We start from the raw sequence: 20,646 nt of genomic DNA, 5'->3' as shown, positions 1-20,646 counted from the left end.
CAAAGAACTGCAGGAGCAGGGGATGCCAACCCTTGAAGGGGGGGCTTCCATCCCCTCCCATGTATTCCGCGAATATGATATTCGCGGCAAAGCGTATGAAGACATTGACCTCCCTTTTTGCTATTGGCTGGGGAGAGCTTTCGGCGAAACCTTGAAGACGGCCGGCTTGAATAAGGCCATTGTCGGCCACGACAACCGGAAATCATCCCCGGATTTTCACCGGGCCCTGATTGCCGGCTTGCAGCAATCCGGATGCGAGGCGATTGATATCGGCGAAGTGACAACGCCGATGTTCTACTATGCCATGCACCATTATCAAGAGCCAAGCGGCATCATGATTACGGCCAGCCATAACCCCGGCGACGAAAACGGATTTAAAATCGCCATGGACTATACGACGATTTATGGAGAAGAAATCCAGAAGCTGCGCAGCCGCATGCTTGGCTTGGCAGCCGAAGGCAAGCTGCCGTCCGGTTTCGATTATGACGAAGAAGGTCTGCGATGCGAAAGCGTCGAGGAGCCTTATTTGGACATGCTGGCAGACAAAATCCGGCTGAACGGCCGGAAGCTTAAAGTCGTGGTCGATTGCGGCAACGGTACGCCGTCGCCATTTGCCCCCAAGGCGCTTCGACGCTGGGGGTGCGATGTGGTAGAGCTGTATTGCAAATCGGATCCGGATTTCCCGAATCATCATCCGGATCCGGTAGAGCCGAAAAATTTGCGGGACCTGATCGACGTCGTGAAGAAAGAAAGAGCCGACATCGGCATCGCCTTCGACGGGGACGGCGACCGCCTTGGGGTGGTGGACGAACAGGGCGGCATTTTATGGGGCGATCAGCTGATGATCCAGTTCTGGCGTGAAGTCCTGCCGAAATATCCGGGCTGCAAAGCGCTGGTGGAAGTCAAATGCTCGAAAGCGCTGGTCGAGGAGATCGAGAAGCTGGGCGGCGAGCCGGTCTTCCATCGCACAGGCCACTCCCACATTAAAGCGAGCATGCGCAAATTGGATGTGCCGTTTACCGGCGAAATGTCCGGGCATTTATTCTTCCGCGATGAATACTACGGATTTGACGACGCGCTGTATGCCGCTGGACGACTGTTGCGGATATTGAGCCGGGATTCGCGCCCGCTGTCCGAATTATTCTCCGACGTGCCAAGATATTGCGCGACCCCTGAAACGAGGGTTCCATGTGACGACGATGCGAAACAACAGATCATTCATAAAGTGAAGAACCATTTTGACGGGAAGCACGAGCTGATCGACGTAGACGGCGTACGCGTGCTGTTTCCGAACGGCTGGGGGCTGGTTCGCAGCTCGAACACCCAGCCGATCCTGGTGCTTCGGGCAGAGGCCGATACCGAGGCAGACTTACATGAAGTCAAAGCCCGCCTGGAACAAGCGCTCCGCGAGGCTGCGCCGGGATTGCAAATTCATTGGTAAGCACGAGGAAGCTTCTGCGGCGATCATGCCGCGGAGCTTCTTTTTTTGATAAGGAAGGGTTTCTATTGGGGACTAGATGGAGTATTGCAGCGCCATTTAAAGGAAGCGACATGAATTTTTTTAGTGCAGGATATCGTGTTCTTGTTGGACGTTCTTCAAAGATATGGCCGTATTTGATGATTCAATGTAAGTTTCTGCTAGTTACATCGCAAGATTCGGGAGGTACTATAGTAAGTAACCCTTTGTCAGACATCAGACAAACATAATCATTGTGTAAATATTAAAGGAGGCTACCTGCGTATGAAGTCTCATACCTCCGACCGCATTAAAATGCCGCCAGGCTTTTGGTCCGGCATTCGTCAATTAGGGCTCGCTGATCAAGACATCGTACGAAAAGCGCGGCTTCCGCTGACGATCATCAATGAATCCGAGGTAACTGCCACCCAATATTATTCAATTTGGAAGGCGTATACCGATCTTATAGGTGATCCTGCACAAGGAATCATCAAGCTAGCGACGGCTTTTGAAACGGCGAAGTACCCGCCCTCCGTCTTAGCGACTTACCATGCCCGTGACTATAGGGATGCCCTTAACCGAATGGTCCGGTACAAGCGGCTGTGCCCTCCTGGAAGATTACGCATGAGCGAGGAGGGCGGGTACTGCACGATGGACTTGGATTGGCTGGAGACGGAAGAGCCTGGTCCGCCGATTCTGCTTGGCATCACGCTTGCATGTCTACTGGAGTTTGGCCGCCGGGGAACCGGTCAGCATGTGTCGGCACATTCGCTTGAGTTATCGGAGTCCGTTGGCAATGCAGAGGCCCTCGAGGCATACTTTGGCTGCCGCATCCGGTTTGGAGGCAAGCGCAACCGCTTGACGCTGCATCAGAAGGACTTGGATCTTCCTTTTATGTCGTTCAACGAAGATTTGCTTGAGATCCTGACTCCCGCTCTGGACCAATCGCTCCATGATCGGCAGTTAGACCCGTCGATAGCCGATAAAGTCAAATGGATCATGAAAAGAAGCCTGGCAGGAGGACGACCAGATATTTTGCCTATTGCCAGGGAGCTCGGAATGAGCGGCCGTACCCTGCAGCGCAGGCTCACTGACGAGAATACAAGCTTCAAGCGGCTGCTGACAGAGGCTAGACATGAGCAAGCATGCGAATACTTGACGGATCCCTCGCTGGATACGAAAGAAATCGCTTTTCTGCTTGGATACGAAGACTTGAATTCGTTCTACCGGGCTTTCCGTCAATGGGAAGGGGATACCCCAACCAATTGGCGTTCTGTCCATTCGGCTTCCTGAGCAAAAGATTTTGGCGTGTACTGCAAGAACTTTGGCGCCTTAAACTAGTTACCAAATGCGCAAAACAAGGTATCCTAATTCTATCCTCAGTACGACCATAGTCTAGCAAACATAAGGAGAAATGTAGGATGGAAATGGGATTAACCAATAAAACGGCTTTAGTCACGGGATCCACCAAAGGGATCGGCAAAGCCATTGCCTTTGAGCTTGCCAAGGAAGGGGCTCACGTATTCATTAACGGCAGAAACGCCGAAGAAGTAGAACGGACGGTCCATGAACTCAAGTCGGCATTCCCGGAGACCTCGCCTCAAAATGCGGCAGCCGATCTGGTAGACCGGGCACAGCGCGAAGCATTATTCGAAAAGTTCCCGAACGTCGATATTTTAGTAAACAGCATGGGAATTTATGAAATCATGCAGTATGAAGATATAGATGACGCTATATGGGAAAAGTACATTTCTACGAATGTCCTTGCAGCAAATGCCCTGACGAAATTCTATATGCCCAGCATGCTGGAGAATCAGTATGGACGCATTATCTTTATTGCGAGTGAAGAGGCCGTTATGCCTTCTGGCCAAATGCCGCAGTATGGCGTGACAAAATCCATGCTGTTGTCTTTAGCCAAAAGCTTGTCGAAATTGACGAAAGGAACAGAGGTTACCGTTAACACGATCATGCCCGGACCGACGCTATCCGAAAATGTACAGCAGATCATTGAGGGCATATACAACGATGAAGATATGCCTTTCTCGGAAAAAGAGAAAGCCTTTATGGCATCAAACCTGCCCCAATCTGAAATTCAGCGGTTTATCAGACCGTTTGAAATAGGCCGGTTAACGGCTTTTATATGCAGCCCCTATGCATCCGCGTTTAAGGGTTCGCCCATACGCATGGATGGGGGAATGGTGCCGACGATCTTTTAACGTAACCTGCACTTCGATATACAAACATGACATGCAGCTGTCCCCAACTGGCGAAAATGATGTTATACTATAGGATGCATGCCCGAAAACCCTCCATCTTTTGAATGGAGGGTTTTTCATTTGGCGTATATACCTAACCAAGACAAACGCATATGCGATGCGGCGTATTCGCGGTTTTTTTTATTGTATCATGTGAATCCCGATTCAAGGTTAAATCTCGAAATCACCATATTTTACAAAAAGCTGCACTTTTATTAACATTCGACTGGTATACTACTTTAAATATCGCCCGAAAGGTGAAGATGCATGCAATTTGTTGTCAGTTTCATTATAGCCGTATTACTTACGTCCATATCCTATTTCTTCGGCAGCCGCTTGGTTACGAAGGGCATACATCTCTGGCAAGCTCTAGCCATAGGCGCATCCGTAGTTTCTTTGGGTGCTCTTGCTGAGGCAATCGGGCTGCCAATCTGGTTGATTGTGCTTATTCCATTCCCGGTCGGAATGCTGTTATTGTTTCTATTTATGAAACAGCCGTTCCGGATATGGCTCATTACGTATTTGATTATTTTAGCATTATATACGCTGATTCACGTTATGGTCAGTTTCTTCTTCCAATTCCATTCGCTGATTCCTGCCTGGAAGCTATCGTAGTAGGAGAAGTGCCGACTGAGAAGCCTAAATTACGTGAACTCCGTATCATGCGCATTGACGGCATTGCTCTTGCCTCCGGTAATAGTAGCAAATGGTTGCTGTCCCCAGAGCAATCCCCCAAACTGGCATAAGTAGAAGCGGCGTTGTGCCTCCCCAATTTTGAAAATCACCGCTCATCGTAAACTCAAGAATGACTTGAATGCCGGTAACCGTTAAGAGGATCGCCACGAATCCGGCAGGAATGACGGCTAAGGCAGGAGGGACGCGTCGACCACCCAAGATTGGGAACCAACGGGGGAAGCTCTCCCCCCAAGGCTTGATGAGTCCATGCGTGAGAAAGGCACCTCCGATCGAGACCAAGGCAAGTCCGGCACCGGCCCAATCCGCGCCTGAAGCCTGCAGGCTGTACAGCATTTCATCGGTGATTCCAAAAGGAACTCCAAACAGCCAAGCTATGCGAGTGATATCATAATATAGTGGGGCTAGAATCGCTGCATAGGTTGCCCATCTTCCCAAACGAGTCACTGCGTTCATCCGCCGTAACGTATGACCCTTGTTTCGTCCGCAATACCTGCAAGCATCGCGGGTGTGGCGCTGGTATGTCAAAGCGGTTGCGGCCCATAACAAACCGCCGATGAGACAGATATATTGGTTTACGACCGGCCATGTGAAGAAATCGAGATAGTGTAATGACTGTCCGAATACGGCTCCGATCAAAGATACTGGGGCATAAGCCATACCTATCAGGGCGCGTGGATCCGGGATCGCAAAGCACAGGACCATGGCTGCGCTCCAAGCGTATAACAGCATGATTGCTCGGGTTATCCCGCGGGCTTTCCGATTCAATAAGAGCATGGCCATGGCTCCAAGTAAACACAGGCAAGCGATGAGCAATCCGCCGTTAGCGGCTGCAGCCTGCCGGAACAGGGAGTGAGCCGCACCCGGATCATTAACCAAGCCTAGCGGAAAGCCCTGGCCTCCTGCCCACCAATATAGTCCGAGCACGCCGTAAGCGAGCGTCCAAATGATCGTCGCGTAAGGGACCCAATCCGGCCAACGCTTCCACCAATGCAGCGTAGATGCTTCCGATTGATCCGGCAAGGCTGAGGATACGTTCTTTTCATTTGCGGGATTCATAGATCACGCCTCCTTATACATCATTACCGTAAGTATAAGAAGCCTGGGTAAACATGAGGTAAACGGGAACACAACTTCACCCTAAATGTGCTCTGCCTTCAGCCTGATCAAAATGGAAGTCCCTTCGCCAAGCGAGCTTTGGACCATGATCGTTCCGCCATGCGCCTCGATGAATTTCTTAGCGATGGATAATCCAAGCCCCGCATGTTCGCTCGTTGGTTGAATCGTAACTCGCGCCGCATGCTGGTTAAATCCGACCCCGTTATCCTTGATACGAATCTCGGCAATCTGATGATCGAGCAGCTTAATTCGAGCCTCAATCCGGGTGTCCTCCGGATTATGGACGACGGCATTGACGAGCAGATTCCGAATGGCACGTGTCATGAGTTTCGGGTCGCAGCTGATCGACAATTGTTTCGGCTCCGAATCCATGACAAATGCGTACCCGGCAGCCCAAGGAGCACTGCTGACATCCGCTACCGTTCTGCGCACGAGTTCAACGATATCCGTGTTCTCGGCATTTAGAGGAATCGGACCATTAACCGTTTCATTAAGATCCTCAACCAGTTCTTGCAGGTGAGCGGCCTTCTGCTGAATGACCGAAAGAAAATCGCTTTTCTCCGTTTCGCTCCACCGATAATCAGGGTGAACTAACATCGCGGAATAACCTGAGATATAGGTTAACGGCGTTTTCAAATCGTGAGAGATCCCTCGAATCCATTCCTGCTTCGATTGTTCTGCTTCACGGAGCGCCTTCTCGTTGTTTTGGAGCGTGCTGCCAAGCATTCGCAGGTGCTCGAACACTTCTTTATAGATCGCATACGGAAATTTCAGCCTGCCTTTCTTATGGGAGCGGAGGTTGTTCCAGCCCGGCGGGGGATCGAACCGTCCACTAACCAAGCTCCTGATCCAGACGATCATGATGTAAAGAGGCTTTCCTAGATACCAACCGATCCAAAGCAAAGTAACAACAAACAGAACGCTGCACAAGGCTACCACGAAGATTTCGTAATGATTCGAAGTGTTACCCGTCCGAATCAAATCCGGCCAGAATAACCAAGCAACCCCGAGGATGATGACTTGAATACAAATCAATAGAAAAACGAAAGCCGCGAGCAATTGAAGGGCGATGCGAAGCATAAAGTTCATGGTGTTAGCCTCCCGACGGCGGAACGAACTTGTATCCGATTCCTCTTAATGTAACGATAACCTTAGGATTAGCTGGATCGACTTCCAGTTTCTTGCGTAATCTTGAAATATGAATGACGACGGTCTTCTCATCGCCATGAACCATCGTACCCCAAATTTGCTCGTATAGCTGCTGAGCCGTAAATACCCGGTTGGGGTGTTTGCAGAAATAGAGAAGAAGTTCAAATTCCTTAGCCGGACAAGGCGTATCCTTTTGATTGATAATGAGCTGGCCCGTTGACCGGTTCACGGTAAACGTCTTGAATCGATAAAGCTCTTCGGCGTATTGATGGTTGGATTCAACCATCATACTCCGTCTCAAATGTGCCTGAATCCGCGCGATCACCTCTAGAGGGTTAAATGGTTTGGTTACATAATCATCCCCGCCCAAGAACAGGCCTCGAAGTTTATCCAGGTCACTGGAACGTGCGGTCAGAAACAAAACCGGAGTCGTGATGGTTTTGCGCATTTCCGTGCACAGCGAAAATCCATCCATGTCCGGAAGCATGACGTCAAGAACGATCATATCGAAACGTCTTGTTTGCACGGCATTGAGCGCTACAGCAGCGGAACCGGCTTTTACGATATCGATAAATCCTTCTTTTCGAAGCAGATTTTCGAGCATGACCAAAATACCTTCCTCATCATCCACTAACAATATGGCCTCTCTCCGCATTTCTTAGGTCTCCTTTTGCCGTTTGATTAACAATCCGATTAATATTTAAGTACGGCAATCCAGGCTAATCTCCTGCTGGGATTGCAAAAGTGCTATGTCTCTGCGGATAATAGACCTTAACAGTTTCAATGGATCATTGTGCACGAAAATGTGTCAATGGGCATTTTTGAGGACAGTTAAAACGGAGAGATTCCCGTAATATGCATAAGCTTTGTCCATAGCTGGTTATCGTTAGTAAGAAAAATTCGGAGAGGTGGTTGAAATTATTACGATGTCGTATTAAAATAGTCGAAAGACGCAATCATGCGAAATCGCACATAAAGGAGTGACCGGTATAAAACAACTATACGATCTTTTCCTCAAGACCGGTCTGCGTCCGTTCGCTTTTATGACCGATACGCTTCAGCTTGAACAAAAAGTGACCCGCTCCGATATGTCGACGCTGCTTATTTTGCTCCTCCGCGGAGATTTAACGATGTCGGAGCTGGCCGCCGAGATGGGGGCACCATTAAGTTCGATGACCAGCATCGCTAAGCGGCTTGAACGCAAAGGCTTGATCGCACGAGCCACGTCTGCGCAAGACCAACGCGTGAAGCTCGTCACGCTGACGCAGGAAGGTCTGCAGCTGGCGAAAGAATGGGAGCAAATCATGATGGCGCTGCTTGGCAGATTGGAGGAGGCATTTACGCCGGAAGAATTGGAGCAGCTCACGGCACTTCTGTTCAAGGCAGCTAAAGTCTTCCAAGATGGAGGACCTGTTACACCGCAAGAAGTAAAGCGCCAGCCAATAAAGATTCAGATTGAGGAATAACCGGTTATCATACCGGATTTTTCCGACCAATTACTACGAAATCGTACTAAAAAGGAGCGGGTGGATTTGAGGATCATCATCTACACGGGCAAAGGCGGAGTCGGCAAGACCAGCATCGCGGCGGCGACGGCTGTGAAAATGGCGGAGCAAGGCAAACGAACGCTGATTCTCAGCACAGATGCAGCGCATAGTTTAGCGGATTCGCTGGCGGTACCGATCGGGCCCGATCCGGTGCAAATCAGCGAAAACTTGTGGGGGCAGGAAGTGAACGCGATCCGCGAGACGGAGCGCAATTGGGGAACCGTACAGGTTTGGCTCACGAAATTACTCGACAAAGCCCAGCTTAAAGACGTCACTACGGAAGAAATGCTTGTTTTTCCCGGCATGGAAGAGCTGTTCAGTTTGCTGAAAATCAAGGAGCATGCTGAAAGCGGGCAATATGATGTCATGGTGGTGGATTGCGCCCCGACCGGAGAGACGCTGCGGCTGTTAAGCTATCCGAACGTATTGAATTGGTGGCTGGAGAAAATCTTCCCGACCGAACGCAAACTGATCAAGATTGTACGGCCGGTTGCCAAAATTGTCAAGGATATCGATCTTCCTTCGGATGACGTGCTGGACAGCATCGAGCGTTTGGCACGGGGATTGGAGGAAATGCAGCGGCTCGTCCTGGATTCGGACACCACGTCGGTCAGGATCGTGCTGAATCCCGAGAAGATGGTGCTCGCCGAAGCAAAGCGCTCCTTTACCTATTTGAACCTGTTCGGATTCAACACGGATGCCATTATCGTCAATCGGTTGCTGCCGGATGAGGCGGGAGAGTGCTTCTTCGCTCAGTGGCGGGACATTCAAAAGAAATACGAGGAAGAAATCGTCTTGAACTTCCAGCCGCTTCCGATTCTGAAGGCTCCTATGATGCAAAAGGAAATCATCGGTGTTCCCGTTCTAAAAGAATTAGCGGACATCGTTTATGCCGACCGGGATCCTTCCGCCATGTTTTACCACGGCAGAACAGAGTCGATTCGCGAGGAGGACGGGGAAATGCTCTTGGAGCTTATGATTCCATTTATCGATAAGGGCGATCTGAATTTAACGCAGACGGGCGACGAATTGACGGTGGATGCCGGTGCTTATAAACGCAAGGTTATCCTGCCAAGGACGTTGATGAACCGCCAAGTGGTAGGCGCTAGATATGCAGAGGACCGGCTTGTTATCCGGTTTGGCAAACGGGAAATGGAGAGTATGCAGGATAAATAAGAAGCGGGAGCGCTTAGGAGGGAACGAGTCATGGAAAAAATGCTACGACTGGAGCAGTTGTTGGCAAATCTGGAGCGGCATCAAACGAAGGAGCATGTGAAAAACGCCGTCAAGGAATGGCTGCTTGCTTCGCGATCCGTGATTGACAGTGTCATTGACACGATCGAGGAGGAAAAAGAGGCCCCCGTTGCCCGCAAAATCAATATTTCGGACGAATAAAGATCACTCGATTATATGAAGCCCTTACTGATAAGGCCATTCTTTTTACGAGATGGCCTTTGATTTGCCTAAATGGCGCTTTGGGTTTTTTTCGCAACCTACTAAACAGAAAAAAAGGTAGGCCGGCCTGGACATTATCCTCGTTGACTCAAGTCAATGGACCTGATATATTCATATTTGAAGGCAGCCCATTAGATGATAGAAGGAGGAGGTGAACTTCCATGGCACGAAAGACGAAGCCACCAGAAGAGCGGCGAGCCGAGATCATTCAGACCGCCAAGGAACTGTTTGAGGAGAAGGGTTATGAAGGAACACAAATCAGCGATATCACGAATAAAATGGGAGTAGCGCATGGGCTTGTGTATCACTACGTAAAATCCAAATCAGAATTGCTCGATGCTGTTGTTGAGGAGTGGGCTAAAGAAATACTGGCCGATTTAATGGTTTTGATGAAAGACAATACGATCAGCGCAGCGGATCGATTAGAACGGATGTTCCAATTTACAAGCGGCATGCTTAAGAAAGATGCTATATTAATCAAAACCATACACCAGCAGGAGAATGAGGAGATTCATAAGCGAATTGGCAGCGCAGGAATACAAATGATTCTCCCCCTATTCAAAGAATTAATTGAAACAGGAAATGCCGATGGTTCATTCAACTGCTCGTATCCTGAGGAGACAGCAAAATTTTGTTTATACGGCTGGCAGTCGATTGATTCAAGTATGTCCGATGAAGAAAGAGTGGAGAAGCTTAAATATTTTTATAAACGCATACTAGGCATTGGTTAACAGCTTCTTCGGAAGTTGTATATTTTTTAATCATTAATTGACTGAAGTCAGTCAGTTGAAGGGGGTACGGATCGTGAATTATTTTAAGGATAAAGTGGCCATTATTACTGGCGGCGGCTCTGGCATTGGACGAGAGCTTTGCTTCCAATTAGCAAAATCGGGCGCGACTGTAGTTGTTGCAGACATTCGTGAAGATTATGCTGAGAGTACTGTAGATGAGATCAAGAATCGCGGAGGAACCGCACGTTATATGAAAGTCAATGTTGCCAGCGAAGCCGAGGTCCAACAATTAATCGAGGAAACCGTATCACAATATGGCAGGATTGACTATATGTTTAATAACGCCGGCATTGCGATTGGCGGGGATGTCAGGGATCTGACGATGGCCCAGTGGAAAAAAGTAATGGATATCAATTGGAATGGGGTGCTTTATGGCTCGACAATTGCCTATCGAGTGATGGCCCAGCAAGGGTTCGGGCATATCGTAAATACAGCGTCTGCCACTGGCTTAATGCCTCAGCCGGGCAACACGCCGTATTGTGCAAGCAAACACGCAGTCGTAGGTCTTTCACAATCATTAAGGTATGAGGGAGCAGATGTGGGAGTCAAGGTTAGCACGATCTGTCCCGGCCATGTTCAAACCGACATTTATAAGAATATGACGGTTGCCAATGTACCGAATGAGAAAGTTGTGGAATCGCTGCCCTCAGGGGCAATGAAAACCAGTGAGGCCGTTGATTTGATCCTAAAGGGCATTATCCAAAACAAAGATATCATTATATTTCCTGTTGCCGTTCGGTGGGCGTGGCGTATCCATCGTCTGTTTCCCGCATTGTTAAAGCAGGCATGGCTACGAAAAATCAGAAGTATACGCAAGCTTAAAGACGGGGAGGTGACTCAATAGCTCACCTCATCCATCACCAAGCCAGTGCAACCCAATAATTGAGTCTATTGATATATCGTACAAAAACATTGACGCAACGGGAGGTTTGAATGTTTAACTTATTTCAATAACAATCTTTCCCTTCGCATGATGACTTTCGCTTATGGCATGGGCTTCCCGGATCCCTTCCACAGATAATGGATATCGGTGCCCAATCAAGACCTTAAGTTTGTTTTGTTTCAAAAGCTCAGCCATCTTTGCTAATTGCGAGCCGTTCGGATTCAACCAGACATTGCCTGATTTTATGTTTTTTTGCGCGGCCTTTTCTTGATTAGGCTCAGACACTATCGATGCCATTTTGCCGCCATTTTTTAAAATAGTAAAGCTCTTCTCTTGGTTTTCGCCCCCCAACGAATCAAGGACAAAATCATAATCGCTCAGAACTTTTTCAAAGTCTTCTTTCTTATAGTCAATAACTTCATCGGCACCAAGCGACTTTAATAAATCCACATTATGTGTTCCCGCAGTAGTTGCAACATACGCTCCCGCATGCTTGGCAAGCTGGATGGCGAATGTGCCGACGCCTCCTGCTCCGGCATGAATCAACACCTTCTCGCCTTTTTGGATATTTCCAAAGTCGAATAAGCACTGCCATGCAGTTAATCCGGCCAGCGGGACACAGGCAGCCTCTTCAAAGGTTAGATTCTCAGGGATTTTGGCGAGCAAATGAGCATCCACCGCAGTATATTGCGCATAGGTTCCCCGGTTCGTTGTTTCAGGACGAGCAAAGACCCGATCCCCAACCTTAAAGCTGGTCACTTGTTCGCCAACCTCAGAAACGACACCAGCAGCGTCCCATCCTAGAATAATCGGGAAATCGAACGGCATCATGGTCTTGAGATATCCCTCACGTAGCTTCCAATCGATCGGATTGATCGAAGTGGCATGGAGCTTTACGATGACTTGTTGCTCTCCAGGAGTAGGCTTTGGAATATCCGCTTCTTTTAATTGCTCTTTTCCGCCATATTGTTCAATAATGATAGCTTTCATATCCATTCACTCCTCATATTTTACGGCAACAGGCATAAGCAAATTTCCGCGTATTTTTTATAATTATGGGCAACTGCGATCCGGTTGATACCCCAGTACGATAAGGTGAAATCCTATATTAAGTCATCGGATAACCATTCATATCCCTGGGCAGATAAACGATTTATAATTGAAGACAGACAGAGCGCGGAAGGGAGAAAACATGTTAACGACACAACAATTAATAGACATTGAGCAATTGCAAAAAGAGTGTGAAAGTCATGATCATGTACAACTGAAGCTGAATTGGGAAATGCTCAGGGAGCGCACTTCTGACCAAATGGATTATTTGCAATACGAGCATGGCGAGCTCGTCGCGTTCTTAGGTTTATATGCTTTTGGTTCTACTGTCGAGGTTTGCGGCATGGTAAAGCCAAGCGAGCGGCGTAAGGGATATTTCCAACGATTGTTCGATCATGCCATGGAACACATCAAACGAAGCGGATACAAGAAAATTTTGCTGAACGCGCCTGCAGGATCGGATGCGGCAAAATCCTTTTTGAATAAACAAGGCGTTAAGTATGCGTTCTCGGAGCATCAAATGAAGTGGCAGGAATGTCCGCTTGAGGAAACGAGCGGTCTTGTTTTGCGGAAGGCTACGATCAATGATTATGAAATGAGCGTACGGATATCCGTTCAAGCGTTCGGCATGGATGAAGAAGACGCCAGCGTGATGGAAAGCAAAACGTTCGCGGATCATACGGACATGCGCATGATTGTTGTGAATGAAGAAACCGTCGGTAAGCTGCGAATAAGCAGGGAAGAAGAGGGGCAGGCATGGATTTATGGATTCTCGATCCTGCCGGAATATCAAGGAAAGGGAATCGGGAGACAGGTGTTGCGCCAAGTCATTAAAGAACAAAGCGCTGCCGGATATTCGGTACACTTAGAAGTTGAAACGAAAAACGAGCATGCGCTTGGATTATATGAATCCGTTGGATTCAAAGTTGTGCATACGCAGGATTACTATAGCTATCCATGCCGATAAGTGCTGATTGCAACTCACAGGGGAGGAAGACCGTTAAATTGCCTGCAGAATCGTTGTTTTTGGAAGGGGTCAATGCGTATGAAGAAGGCGCTGCATTTGCAGCGCCTCTTTGTTTGGTTGGGGGCGGGCTTCCCCGGTTCATTCGCCATCCCACGCTTGAAGGACCATAATCGCTGCTCCGGTAGCGACGGCTTCATCGGTGAGGATCCCCGGGGTGAAGACCGGATTGTATTCGGGGTAATGATATGTATTTTTCTTGGCGATTTCCACCGCGTTGTCGAACACCATCCGATGCGCGGTCATCAGCGGTCCGCCCAGTATAACGTATTCGGGATGAAGCGCATTGATCAGATTGGCGAGACCGATACCCAAGTATGCGGCGGTTTCCGTAAATTGCTCGGTTACGAGCGGATCCCCGCTTACCAGAGCGTCGACCAGCGCTGAGAAATTCACATGATCCGGGGGCATGCCGGACAACATGCTGTAGCGCCCGATTTTCAGTTGGGTACGTACGCGCTCTTCCAGCGCGGGGACCGACACGAAGGCTTCCAAAGCGCCATAGTTGCCTTTATCACGGAGGCGAGGGCCGTTCGCCTGGATGATCATTTGCCCGACCGCACCCTCGGTATCGACGGCCCCGCGCAGCACTTGACCGCCCGACATCGCGGCGGACCGGATATTAACGCCGGCGTGCACGTAAAGGGCGTGCTGTATGTTATGCGCTCTAAGTGCCCAATGCTCACCAATCAAAGCGGTATTGGCACCGTTGTCGAGTAAGGCGGGGATCCCCAGTCTTGTCTCAAGCAGCTCGCAAATCGGAACGTTTATCCACGAAGGAGCCGAGAAGAATTCCGGCTCGAGAATCAAGCCTTTGCTCTGATCCAGCGGACCGACCGCTCCGATTCCAATTCCCAGGACATCGTCTGCCGAGATTCCTTGGGCGGCCAGAAACTTCCCTGCTTCACTTGCGACCAGGTCGACCAACCGCTCCGGCGTCATTTGATCGTCCATATTCCAGCGTGTCAGAGACAAAGTATTTAGGTGCATGTCATACAGACCGAGCGCGGAATGAATGCGGGATATATCGAGACCTAGCAAATACCGGTATGTCGGATTGGTCTGAAACAGGAGCGGTTTTCTGCCGCCGGTGGAGGTGCCCAGACCGGAGACGACAATCAGCCCTTGGGAGGTCATCTCTTCAAGCAGACGCGTCATGCTGCTGCTGGTGATTGAAAAATAATGCATCAAATCGACTTTCGAGGCAGTCCCAAGGTAGGAAATACGATCGTAAACCTGCTTCTTAAGCGGAGGATTGGAATGAACTACCATAAGCATCGTTCTCCATTTCCAAGTTCATTAGTCGGGTATATCAAGTATAGCGGCATCGTCGTATTATTTCCAGACAAGACATCGGATTAATCAACTTTACATCATTTTGATATTATTCACAAGAGTTTCATATGAATTTTGAATCTTTCATGATGATTGGTCAACATATTCCTCGCCAAAAATAAAACTTAATACCAAAATGGAATTAATGTGCTATAATTCTAATATGACAAACTAGAGCATAAAGGGTGAGGCCGGATGAACGATGCGCAAAGCCGGAGATTTAAGCTGTTGAGGCAATTGTTCGGCGTTTTTTTTAGAATCGGACCTTCCACGTTCGGGGGAGGTTATGCGATGATCGCGATGATCGAACAAGAAATCGTTCATAAGAAAGGGTGGATGAACGAGGAAGAGATGGCGGAGATGATGGCCATTGCCGGCTCCGCTCCGGGTGGGGTTGCCGTTAATTCCTCTGCCTTTATCGGCTATCGGCTTGCCGGGATCTTAGGGGCGGTTACGGCAGTCTTTGCAATCACGCTGCCCACGTTCATGATCGTATTTCTTCTGAGTCTCCTCAGCACGATTTTTAAGGATAACGAGAAAGTGACAGCTGCGCTCCAAGGCATTCATGCTTCGATAGTGGCTCTGATTATCGTTGCTGCGTGCAAAATGTGGAAGTCCTCCATCCTGGATGCCGCTACGCTGATGATCGCAGCGATTGCGGTGCTTCTCTTGTTGTTCACCAGTATCCATTCGCTATATCTGATCCTTGGAGGGCCGCTTGCGGGAATAGCGGTGGTCTTATGCAAGCGCAAGCTCGGAATGGCCGTTCGTACAGAGAAGCCGCCGTATGAAGAAAAGCGGGAAATGCAATATCCGGAATATTACATCTGAAGGGGGATCCACTTATGCTATGGCAGTTATTCATTGTCTTTCTAAAGGTGGGCCTCGTTTCGTTCGGCGGCGGATTTGCCGTGCTCACGCTAATCCAGCGGGAGGCGGAGGGAAGGGGATGGACGGATCTCGGGGAATTCCAGGAAGTCGTAGCTATGGCCGGCATGGCGCCGGGTTCCATTGCGACCAATGCTGCTACTTTGATCGGATATTCGGAGGCCGGTGTTTTAGGAGCCATCGTTGCCACGGTCGGCATCATCTTGCCGTCGCTCATCCTCGTCATTCTAATTTCGGCTTTCTTTCTGAAGCTGTACAACAACGATTGGATCAAATCATCGTTTTACGGCTTGCGTCCGATCGTTACCGGCCTAATCATTTACGCCGCCATCCATTTTGGACTCGGCGGGCGCGGAGAAGCGGTGCTGAGCTGGTCGATGATCGGAATGCTGTTGATCTGCGCCGGTAGTATCGTGATGGTGACGAAGTATAGAGTACATCCCTTTGCAGTGATTTTGCTGTCCGCGGTTGCAGGTATCGTAGTGTTCTAACCTTCAAATGGATGGCAAGGATAAATTTACAGAAAAAGAGGGGCAGATCGAAGGCAAAATAGCCTTATCGAACGTCCCCCCTATTTTAGTTACAAGGTTGAATCATGAAGTTATATTTAATGAAGAAGCCGTTTAGGCGTGATGAATTCTCGGCATCGGCATCGGTTCTTTCCCGAGCTCTGCCCACACATATTTGAGAAGAAGCTCCGACTTTAACCCTTCGTACCCTGGTTCGCTCCATAAGTTGCGAAGCTCCCCCGGATCCTCCTTCAGATCGAAAATTTCCCCATACGTTTGATTGTAATAGACCGTGATTTTATAGCGATCATCCACGTACGTTTTTTGATGAATCGTCGTCGGCTCGTGCCGGAATTCGCAGATTGCATGGTCCCTCGCGCTTTCCCGGGAGCCGAGCCAGACGTCCTTCTGGTTGACGCCGGCCATGGCTGGCGGTATCGGCAATCCGCAGAATGAGAGGAAGGTGGGCGCCAGATCAACCAGGGATTGGATGGCACTCGACTTTCTTCCTGCGGGAACCCGGCCGGGATACCGCACGATAAACGGAAGCTTGATCAAATCCTCATAATGAAATCCTCCCTTGGCCTGTAGGCCATGTTGGCCGAAGAAATGACCGTGATCCGTCGTAAATACGACCAGGGTATTCTCGGCTAGACCCAGTTCGTCCAGCTTATCCAGAATGCTGCCGATATATTTGTCCATCAGGCTGATCATGCCGTAATAAACGGCGACCAGCTTCTTCTTGTCATATTCCGTCAGCCGTTCTTTGCCCCCGTATTCATAATAATGATGCGAACGATAACCGTGGATGCCGAATCCCGTCTCCATCCATTCGGAGAAGTCGGGATTTTCCTCCTGGGTCATGCCGAAATGCGGTGGATTGCGATCATGCTCACCAGGCACAAGCGCGGGGATCGTAAGCTCCTCCGGATCGTACATCGTATCCCATGGCTCCGGAGCCAAATATTCCGGGTGCGGATCGAAGAAACTCGCCCATAGGAAGAATGGGTCTCCGGTTTTGTTGTGCTCCTCGAGACGGGCTTTCGTACGCTCGGCAATCCACGCGTTGTAGTGGTATCGTTCCGGAATCGGCCACTTGTACGTTTGCTTGGGATTCATTGTGCCGGTAGGAGGAAGGAAGTACTGGCGCCAGTTAGTACATCCATTCTCTTCCAGCCACAGTGCATAATGCTGTCCGACATGTGCCTCGTTCGTATGGTTGCGTGCTAGCTCGACGTGGTCGAAGCCATAGAACGGTCCATGGAACTTCCGCCAATATTCCAAGTCCTGCAAGACCGGGTATGCTTCTTTCGATTCGTACTCCGGCGTCGATTTCAAGGGCTGAAAATGCGCTTTGCCGATCAACGTGGTTTTGTATCCTGCCGCACTGAAATCTTCCCCGACCGTATGGCTGTCCTCCAGCAATTTCGTTCCCAATGTCCATGCGCCGTGTTGGCTTGGGTACATGCCAGTAATGATAGAGGCTCGACTGGGCGTACAAGTAGGATTCGGACAATAGGCCCGCTCGAACATCGTCCCTTCCCGTACCAGCCGATCCAAATTCGGAGTCGAAATTTCCGGTTGAAAGGCACCGATCGTGTTCCAATGCTGTTGATCACTTGTGATTAGTAAAATGTTAGGTTGACTAGACAAAATTTATCCCCTCCCATTATGATAATATTGAATTATCAATGGTTTAGGAATATCGTTATGTTGTCTACATATTGTCATTTTGTTATCTAGATGATTTCATCAACACTTTCAGGAGGGTGGCAATCGACGATGCAGGAATATGATCACGAGTTTGCCGAGTTTATTTATTACACGCCCGGCTACCTCGATAAGGAGGCGCAGTTATGGCCAGTCCGGGGCGGCCGAAGCATTGCTAAGGCTAATTACAAGGTCGGGCCGAAGCGGATTGAATGTTACAGCCTTCATTTGGTTCTTGAAGGAAGGGTATGCCTTGAATTCGGCGACAAAAGGGTGGAGCTCAGCAAGAACGATCTGTTTTGTCTGTTCCCGGGCAGGACCTATGATTATTACGCGCTTGCATCCGATGCGCCTCTGCAAATGAATTGGCTTGCCGTGGACGGCACCCGGGTCAAAGGGCTGCTGGGGCTTGCCGGGATCACGCCGGATCGACCATACGGGAAACAAATGCTTACTTCACCGGTCAAGGAAGCGGCAGCAAAAACGCTTGATAAGATGGCCGGCACCGAGCGCTGGCATCCGGCCGTCTCTTTGGCGCTTCAAGGGATGGTATGCGAGCTGATGGCGCTGCTTATACCCGATACAGAACCCGTCCACTCAAGCGAGCCCTCGCGGTGGATCCGGGCGTGCATGGATTTTATGGATCTTCACGCAACCGAAGGGATAACGGTGCAGCAGGTAGCAGCTTTCGCAGGGGTGCACCGCTCGTATTTCTCCAACGTGTTTGCCGCTCAAGTCGGGGTATCCCCGCAGAAATATCTTCAAAACATCCGTATGGAAAAAGCGAAGCGCCTGCTTACCGAGACAGATGCTTCCGTCACTGAAATCGCATTGTCCCTCGGCTATCCGAACCTGTACACGTTCACACGAGCTTTTAAAATTTATTACAATATGCCTCCGCTGGCCATGCGAACCGGTGCGAAAGGTTAGCCGGAGCTTGTTATTATTGCAAACGCTTACGACCCATCTTGTTTTTATCATTCCAGCCGAAAAGGAGAGCGGACAATGACGCTGGCCACGCTGCAAAAGTGGATTTCACCCAAATTAAGCATTCAGGGAAAAATGTTTGTTGCGCTCGGTTTTCTTACGCTCCTCTCGATCGTCTCCGTTACCAGCATCGTTTATGTGAATATGCGGGATACGATCAAGCGTACCGCCATTACCTCGGTTTCGGACAGCATCCGGCAGGCGGACGAATCCCTTAACGTTATGCTCCAAGAGATCGATCGGCTGAACACGGTTGCGGTTACCAACAAAAATACGGTGATCGATACGGTCCTGAGCCCAAGCGAAGAAATCAGCTATGAATGGTTTCAAGAGCAGAAGAGGATCACCGAATATCTGTCGGGATTGATCGATTACAAGCCGTATATTTCCCGAATTGCCGTCATCGGCCTGAACGGAAAGGTATTCTTCTCGGGAGGGCCTTGGATCGACCGTACGTTCCTGGAAACAAGCACGATGGATTTCATGCTGCGCAATGGGGAGCGCCACGCATATTTCAAGCATTCGGGCACAACGGAGGCAATCTCTGTTGGCCGCGTCCTCCGCTACGATCGGGAAACGATCGGCGTGGTCATGGTGGACCTGCATTATGATTTCATTCGTAAAACATACGGAGTCAAGCCGACCGCCGATAGCATGCTGTATGTGCTCGACGGGCAGAAGCAGCTTGTTTACAAGTCCGATTCGGCTCCGGCAAGCGTAACCCCCGGTATGGAAAAAGCGATTTATGATGCAGCTGAGCTGTCCAGTATCGAAGAAACCGCGGAACAAGTCATTGACGGAAAGCCTTATATCGTCGTCAGCCGGAAATCGGAGTATACGGGGTGGACGACCCGGGCGTTGATTCCGCTCGATTCGCTGCTGAGCGAATCCATAAGAATACGCAATCTCATGGTAGAGGTGTCGGTCGTGGTTTTCATCGCCGTGCTGATCGGATCGCTTCAGATGTCGTCCCGCACCACTCTGCACATCCGTCGTTTGAAAACGATGATGATGCGTGTCAAGGACGGGAATCTCGACTTTCCGAGAACGGAGATCGAGTCGAAGGACGAAATCGGCGATTTATATCACGTGTTTATCGGTATGGTGGATGAATTGAAACGCTTGATGGAAGGAATCCGGACGAGCGAGCAAGCCAAACGGGAGGCGGAGCTCACCGTACTCCAGGCACAAATCCGCCCGCATTTTCTCTACAATTCTCTGAATACGATCAAATATTTGGCCAAGCTGAACGGGGTGCCCAACATCGAAGAGGTGTCGGGAGCACTGATTGAACTGATGCGCGGCGTGCTTGGTAATTCAGGAGAGCTTCTTACATTAAGAGAGGAATTGGATTACGTCAACAGTTATGTCGCAATCGTCAAATACAAGTTTATTGAACCGATTCCGGTGCAGATTCAGGTAGAAAATGAAGATCTGCTGGAATGCCGCGTACCCAAGCTGACATTACAGCCCATTGTCGAAAATGCGCTGATGCATGGCTTCGGTCCATCAGGCCACGGGGGATTCGTGCTGATCCGAGTCTTCGGCGAGGATGGAGACCTGAAGATCGAAGTGATCGATAATGGCAAAGGCATGAGCAATGAAAGCATGGTGCGGCTAGAGGAGAGCAGCGAAGGGACTTACTCGCGCTTCAGCGGCATGGGGGTGCGTAATGTGCATGAGCGGATCCATAGGCTGTTCGGCAAGCCCTATGGGATCAAGCTCTATAGTGAAGAGGGATTGTACACGAAAGTCGAGCTCAGCTTCCCCGGAATGGGGAGCGGTAAATAGATTG

At 49.6% G+C, this 20,646-nt stretch carries 20 protein-coding genes; 14 read left to right on the top strand and 6 right to left on the bottom strand.

The features are described 5' to 3' along the window. The first annotated feature begins 22 nt into the window (after window positions 1-22). The 4 genes from NST44_RS21650 to NST44_RS21635 all read left to right on the top strand — a co-directional run bounded on the left by NST44_RS21650 (window position 23) and on the right by NST44_RS21635 (window position 4,326). The gene (locus NST44_RS21650) at window positions 23-1,441 is read left to right on the top strand and encodes a phosphomannomutase/phosphoglucomutase (protein ID WP_028404267.1); all 1,419 of its coding nucleotides are present in this window, start codon (window positions 23-25) and stop codon (window positions 1,439-1,441) included. Between the two features lie 300 nt (window positions 1,442-1,741). Then, complete coding sequence (locus NST44_RS21645; protein ID WP_340900580.1) at window positions 1,742-2,749, top strand: AraC family transcriptional regulator; 1,008 nt, start codon at window positions 1,742-1,744, stop codon at window positions 2,747-2,749. 128 nt (window positions 2,750-2,877) lie between these two features. Then, entirely contained in the window at window positions 2,878-3,672 is a 795-nt protein-coding gene (locus NST44_RS21640) for an SDR family NAD(P)-dependent oxidoreductase (protein WP_340900578.1), read from the top strand. Between the two features lie 306 nt (window positions 3,673-3,978). Beyond that, the gene (locus tag NST44_RS21635) at window positions 3,979-4,326 is read left to right on the top strand and encodes a hypothetical protein (protein ID WP_144878955.1); all 348 of its coding nucleotides are present in this window, start codon (window positions 3,979-3,981) and stop codon (window positions 4,324-4,326) included. Between the two features lie 45 nt (window positions 4,327-4,371). On the opposite strand, the gene NST44_RS21630 is transcribed toward NST44_RS21635, so the two are convergent. The 3 genes from NST44_RS21630 to NST44_RS21620 form a co-directional block, all read right to left on the bottom strand. After that, window positions 4,372-5,463: a hypothetical protein gene (locus NST44_RS21630; protein ID WP_340900577.1), complete on the bottom strand. Its 1,092-nt coding sequence runs from the start codon at window positions 5,461-5,463 to the stop codon at window positions 4,372-4,374. Between the two features lie 81 nt (window positions 5,464-5,544). Further along, a complete protein-coding gene (locus NST44_RS21625) occupies window positions 5,545-6,612 on the bottom strand; it encodes a sensor histidine kinase (protein WP_340900575.1) in 1,068 nt (355 codons plus the stop codon). Between the two features lie 4 nt (window positions 6,613-6,616). Next, window positions 6,617-7,327 carry a response regulator transcription factor gene (locus NST44_RS21620; RefSeq protein ID WP_340900574.1) on the bottom strand — a complete coding sequence of 237 codons (711 nt, stop codon included), beginning with the start codon at window positions 7,325-7,327 and terminating at the stop codon, window positions 6,617-6,619. Window positions 7,328-7,652: 325 nt separating this feature from the next. Here NST44_RS21620 and NST44_RS21615 point away from each other — a divergent pair, with 325 nt between their 5' ends. The 5 genes from NST44_RS21615 to NST44_RS21595 all read left to right on the top strand — a co-directional run bounded on the left by NST44_RS21615 (window position 7,653) and on the right by NST44_RS21595 (window position 11,309). After that, entirely contained in the window at window positions 7,653-8,138 is a 486-nt protein-coding gene (locus NST44_RS21615; RefSeq protein ID WP_260842947.1) for a MarR family winged helix-turn-helix transcriptional regulator, read from the top strand. 66 nt (window positions 8,139-8,204) lie between these two features. Then, complete coding sequence (locus NST44_RS21610) at window positions 8,205-9,395, top strand: ArsA family ATPase (protein ID WP_340900573.1); 1,191 nt, start codon at window positions 8,205-8,207, stop codon at window positions 9,393-9,395. A 30-nt stretch (window positions 9,396-9,425) separates the two neighbouring features. Next, the gene (locus NST44_RS21605) at window positions 9,426-9,614 is read left to right on the top strand and encodes a hypothetical protein (RefSeq protein WP_007131348.1); all 189 of its coding nucleotides are present in this window, start codon (window positions 9,426-9,428) and stop codon (window positions 9,612-9,614) included. 221 nt (window positions 9,615-9,835) lie between these two features. After that, window positions 9,836-10,405 (top strand): TetR/AcrR family transcriptional regulator, encoded by a 570-nt coding sequence (locus NST44_RS21600; protein ID WP_007131349.1) that lies wholly within the window; start codon window positions 9,836-9,838, stop codon window positions 10,403-10,405. A 73-nt stretch (window positions 10,406-10,478) separates the two neighbouring features. Beyond that, the gene (locus NST44_RS21595; RefSeq protein ID WP_007131350.1) at window positions 10,479-11,309 is read left to right on the top strand and encodes an SDR family NAD(P)-dependent oxidoreductase; all 831 of its coding nucleotides are present in this window, start codon (window positions 10,479-10,481) and stop codon (window positions 11,307-11,309) included. A 93-nt stretch (window positions 11,310-11,402) separates the two neighbouring features. Here NST44_RS21595 and NST44_RS21590 read toward each other — a convergent pair whose 3' ends face one another. Then, window positions 11,403-12,338, bottom strand: a complete 936-nt coding sequence (locus tag NST44_RS21590) for an NADP-dependent oxidoreductase (protein WP_340900572.1) — start codon at window positions 12,336-12,338, stop codon at window positions 11,403-11,405. A gap of 202 nt (window positions 12,339-12,540) precedes the next feature. On the opposite strand from NST44_RS21590, the gene NST44_RS21585 reads away from it, so the two are divergent. Further along, a complete protein-coding gene (locus NST44_RS21585; protein WP_340900570.1) occupies window positions 12,541-13,365 on the top strand; it encodes a GNAT family N-acetyltransferase in 825 nt (274 codons plus the stop codon). 138 nt (window positions 13,366-13,503) lie between these two features. Here the strand turns inward: NST44_RS21585 and NST44_RS21580 are convergent, their stop codons facing one another. Then, on the bottom strand, window positions 13,504-14,694 hold the full coding sequence (locus NST44_RS21580) for an ROK family protein (RefSeq protein ID WP_340900568.1): 1,191 nt from the start codon (window positions 14,692-14,694) through the stop codon (window positions 13,504-13,506). Window positions 14,695-14,952: 258 nt separating this feature from the next. On the opposite strand from NST44_RS21580, the gene NST44_RS21575 reads away from it, so the two are divergent. Further along, window positions 14,953-15,588 (top strand): chromate transporter, encoded by a 636-nt coding sequence (locus NST44_RS21575; protein WP_340900566.1) that lies wholly within the window; start codon window positions 14,953-14,955, stop codon window positions 15,586-15,588. Between the two features lie 14 nt (window positions 15,589-15,602). Continuing rightward, complete coding sequence (locus tag NST44_RS21570) at window positions 15,603-16,136, top strand: chromate transporter (protein ID WP_340900565.1); 534 nt, start codon at window positions 15,603-15,605, stop codon at window positions 16,134-16,136. 132 nt (window positions 16,137-16,268) lie between these two features. Here the strand turns inward: NST44_RS21570 and NST44_RS21565 are convergent, their stop codons facing one another. Beyond that, window positions 16,269-17,807 (bottom strand): sulfatase family protein, encoded by a 1,539-nt coding sequence (locus tag NST44_RS21565; protein ID WP_340900564.1) that lies wholly within the window; start codon window positions 17,805-17,807, stop codon window positions 16,269-16,271. Between the two features lie 129 nt (window positions 17,808-17,936). Here NST44_RS21565 and NST44_RS21560 point away from each other — a divergent pair, with 129 nt between their 5' ends. Together NST44_RS21560 and NST44_RS21555 are read left to right on the top strand one after the other, a co-directional pair. Next, window positions 17,937-18,794, top strand: coding sequence for an AraC family transcriptional regulator (locus tag NST44_RS21560; RefSeq protein WP_340900563.1), 858 nt, complete (start codon window positions 17,937-17,939; stop codon window positions 18,792-18,794). 75 nt (window positions 18,795-18,869) lie between these two features. Next, on the top strand, window positions 18,870-20,642 hold the full coding sequence (locus NST44_RS21555) for a sensor histidine kinase (RefSeq protein ID WP_340900562.1): 1,773 nt from the start codon (window positions 18,870-18,872) through the stop codon (window positions 20,640-20,642). The last annotated feature ends 4 nt before the right edge of the window (window positions 20,643-20,646 follow it).

The sequence above is a fragment of the Paenibacillus sp. FSL W8-0919 genome, from assembly GCF_038003785.1.
Classification (GTDB): domain Bacteria; phylum Bacillota; class Bacilli; order Paenibacillales; family Paenibacillaceae; genus Paenibacillus_AQ; species Paenibacillus_AQ lactis.
The sequence above is the reverse complement of the archived record's forward strand: the minus strand, read 5'-3'. Positions and strand labels throughout refer to the sequence as shown.

What these genes read in the sequence shown, in the direction of transcription:
- NST44_RS21650 (WP_028404267.1), top strand. Translation starts at nt 23, where the DNA reads ATGCCAACCCTTGAAGGGGGGGCTTCCATCCCCTCCCATGTATTCCGC.
- NST44_RS21645 (WP_340900580.1), top strand. Translation starts at nt 1,742, where the DNA reads ATGAAGTCTCATACCTCCGACCGCATTAAAATGCCGCCAGGCTTTTGG.
- NST44_RS21640 (WP_340900578.1), top strand. Translation starts at nt 2,878, where the DNA reads ATGGAAATGGGATTAACCAATAAAACGGCTTTAGTCACGGGATCCACC.
- NST44_RS21635 (WP_144878955.1), top strand. Translation starts at nt 3,979, where the DNA reads ATGCAATTTGTTGTCAGTTTCATTATAGCCGTATTACTTACGTCCATA.
- NST44_RS21630 (WP_340900577.1), bottom strand. Translation starts at nt 5,463, where the DNA reads ATGAATCCCGCAAATGAAAAGAACGTATCCTCAGCCTTGCCGGATCAA.
- NST44_RS21625 (WP_340900575.1), bottom strand. Translation starts at nt 6,612, where the DNA reads ATGAACTTTATGCTTCGCATCGCCCTTCAATTGCTCGCGGCTTTCGTT.
- NST44_RS21620 (WP_340900574.1), bottom strand. Translation starts at nt 7,327, where the DNA reads ATGCGGAGAGAGGCCATATTGTTAGTGGATGATGAGGAAGGTATTTTG.
- NST44_RS21605 (WP_007131348.1), top strand. Translation starts at nt 9,426, where the DNA reads ATGGAAAAAATGCTACGACTGGAGCAGTTGTTGGCAAATCTGGAGCGG.
- NST44_RS21600 (WP_007131349.1), top strand. Translation starts at nt 9,836, where the DNA reads ATGGCACGAAAGACGAAGCCACCAGAAGAGCGGCGAGCCGAGATCATT.
- NST44_RS21590 (WP_340900572.1), bottom strand. Translation starts at nt 12,338, where the DNA reads ATGAAAGCTATCATTATTGAACAATATGGCGGAAAAGAGCAATTAAAA.
- NST44_RS21585 (WP_340900570.1), top strand. Translation starts at nt 12,541, where the DNA reads ATGTTAACGACACAACAATTAATAGACATTGAGCAATTGCAAAAAGAG.
- NST44_RS21580 (WP_340900568.1), bottom strand. Translation starts at nt 14,694, where the DNA reads ATGGTAGTTCATTCCAATCCTCCGCTTAAGAAGCAGGTTTACGATCGT.
- NST44_RS21575 (WP_340900566.1), top strand. Translation starts at nt 14,953, where the DNA reads ATGAACGATGCGCAAAGCCGGAGATTTAAGCTGTTGAGGCAATTGTTC.
- NST44_RS21570 (WP_340900565.1), top strand. Translation starts at nt 15,603, where the DNA reads ATGCTATGGCAGTTATTCATTGTCTTTCTAAAGGTGGGCCTCGTTTCG.
- NST44_RS21560 (WP_340900563.1), top strand. Translation starts at nt 17,937, where the DNA reads ATGCAGGAATATGATCACGAGTTTGCCGAGTTTATTTATTACACGCCC.
- NST44_RS21555 (WP_340900562.1), top strand. Translation starts at nt 18,870, where the DNA reads ATGACGCTGGCCACGCTGCAAAAGTGGATTTCACCCAAATTAAGCATT.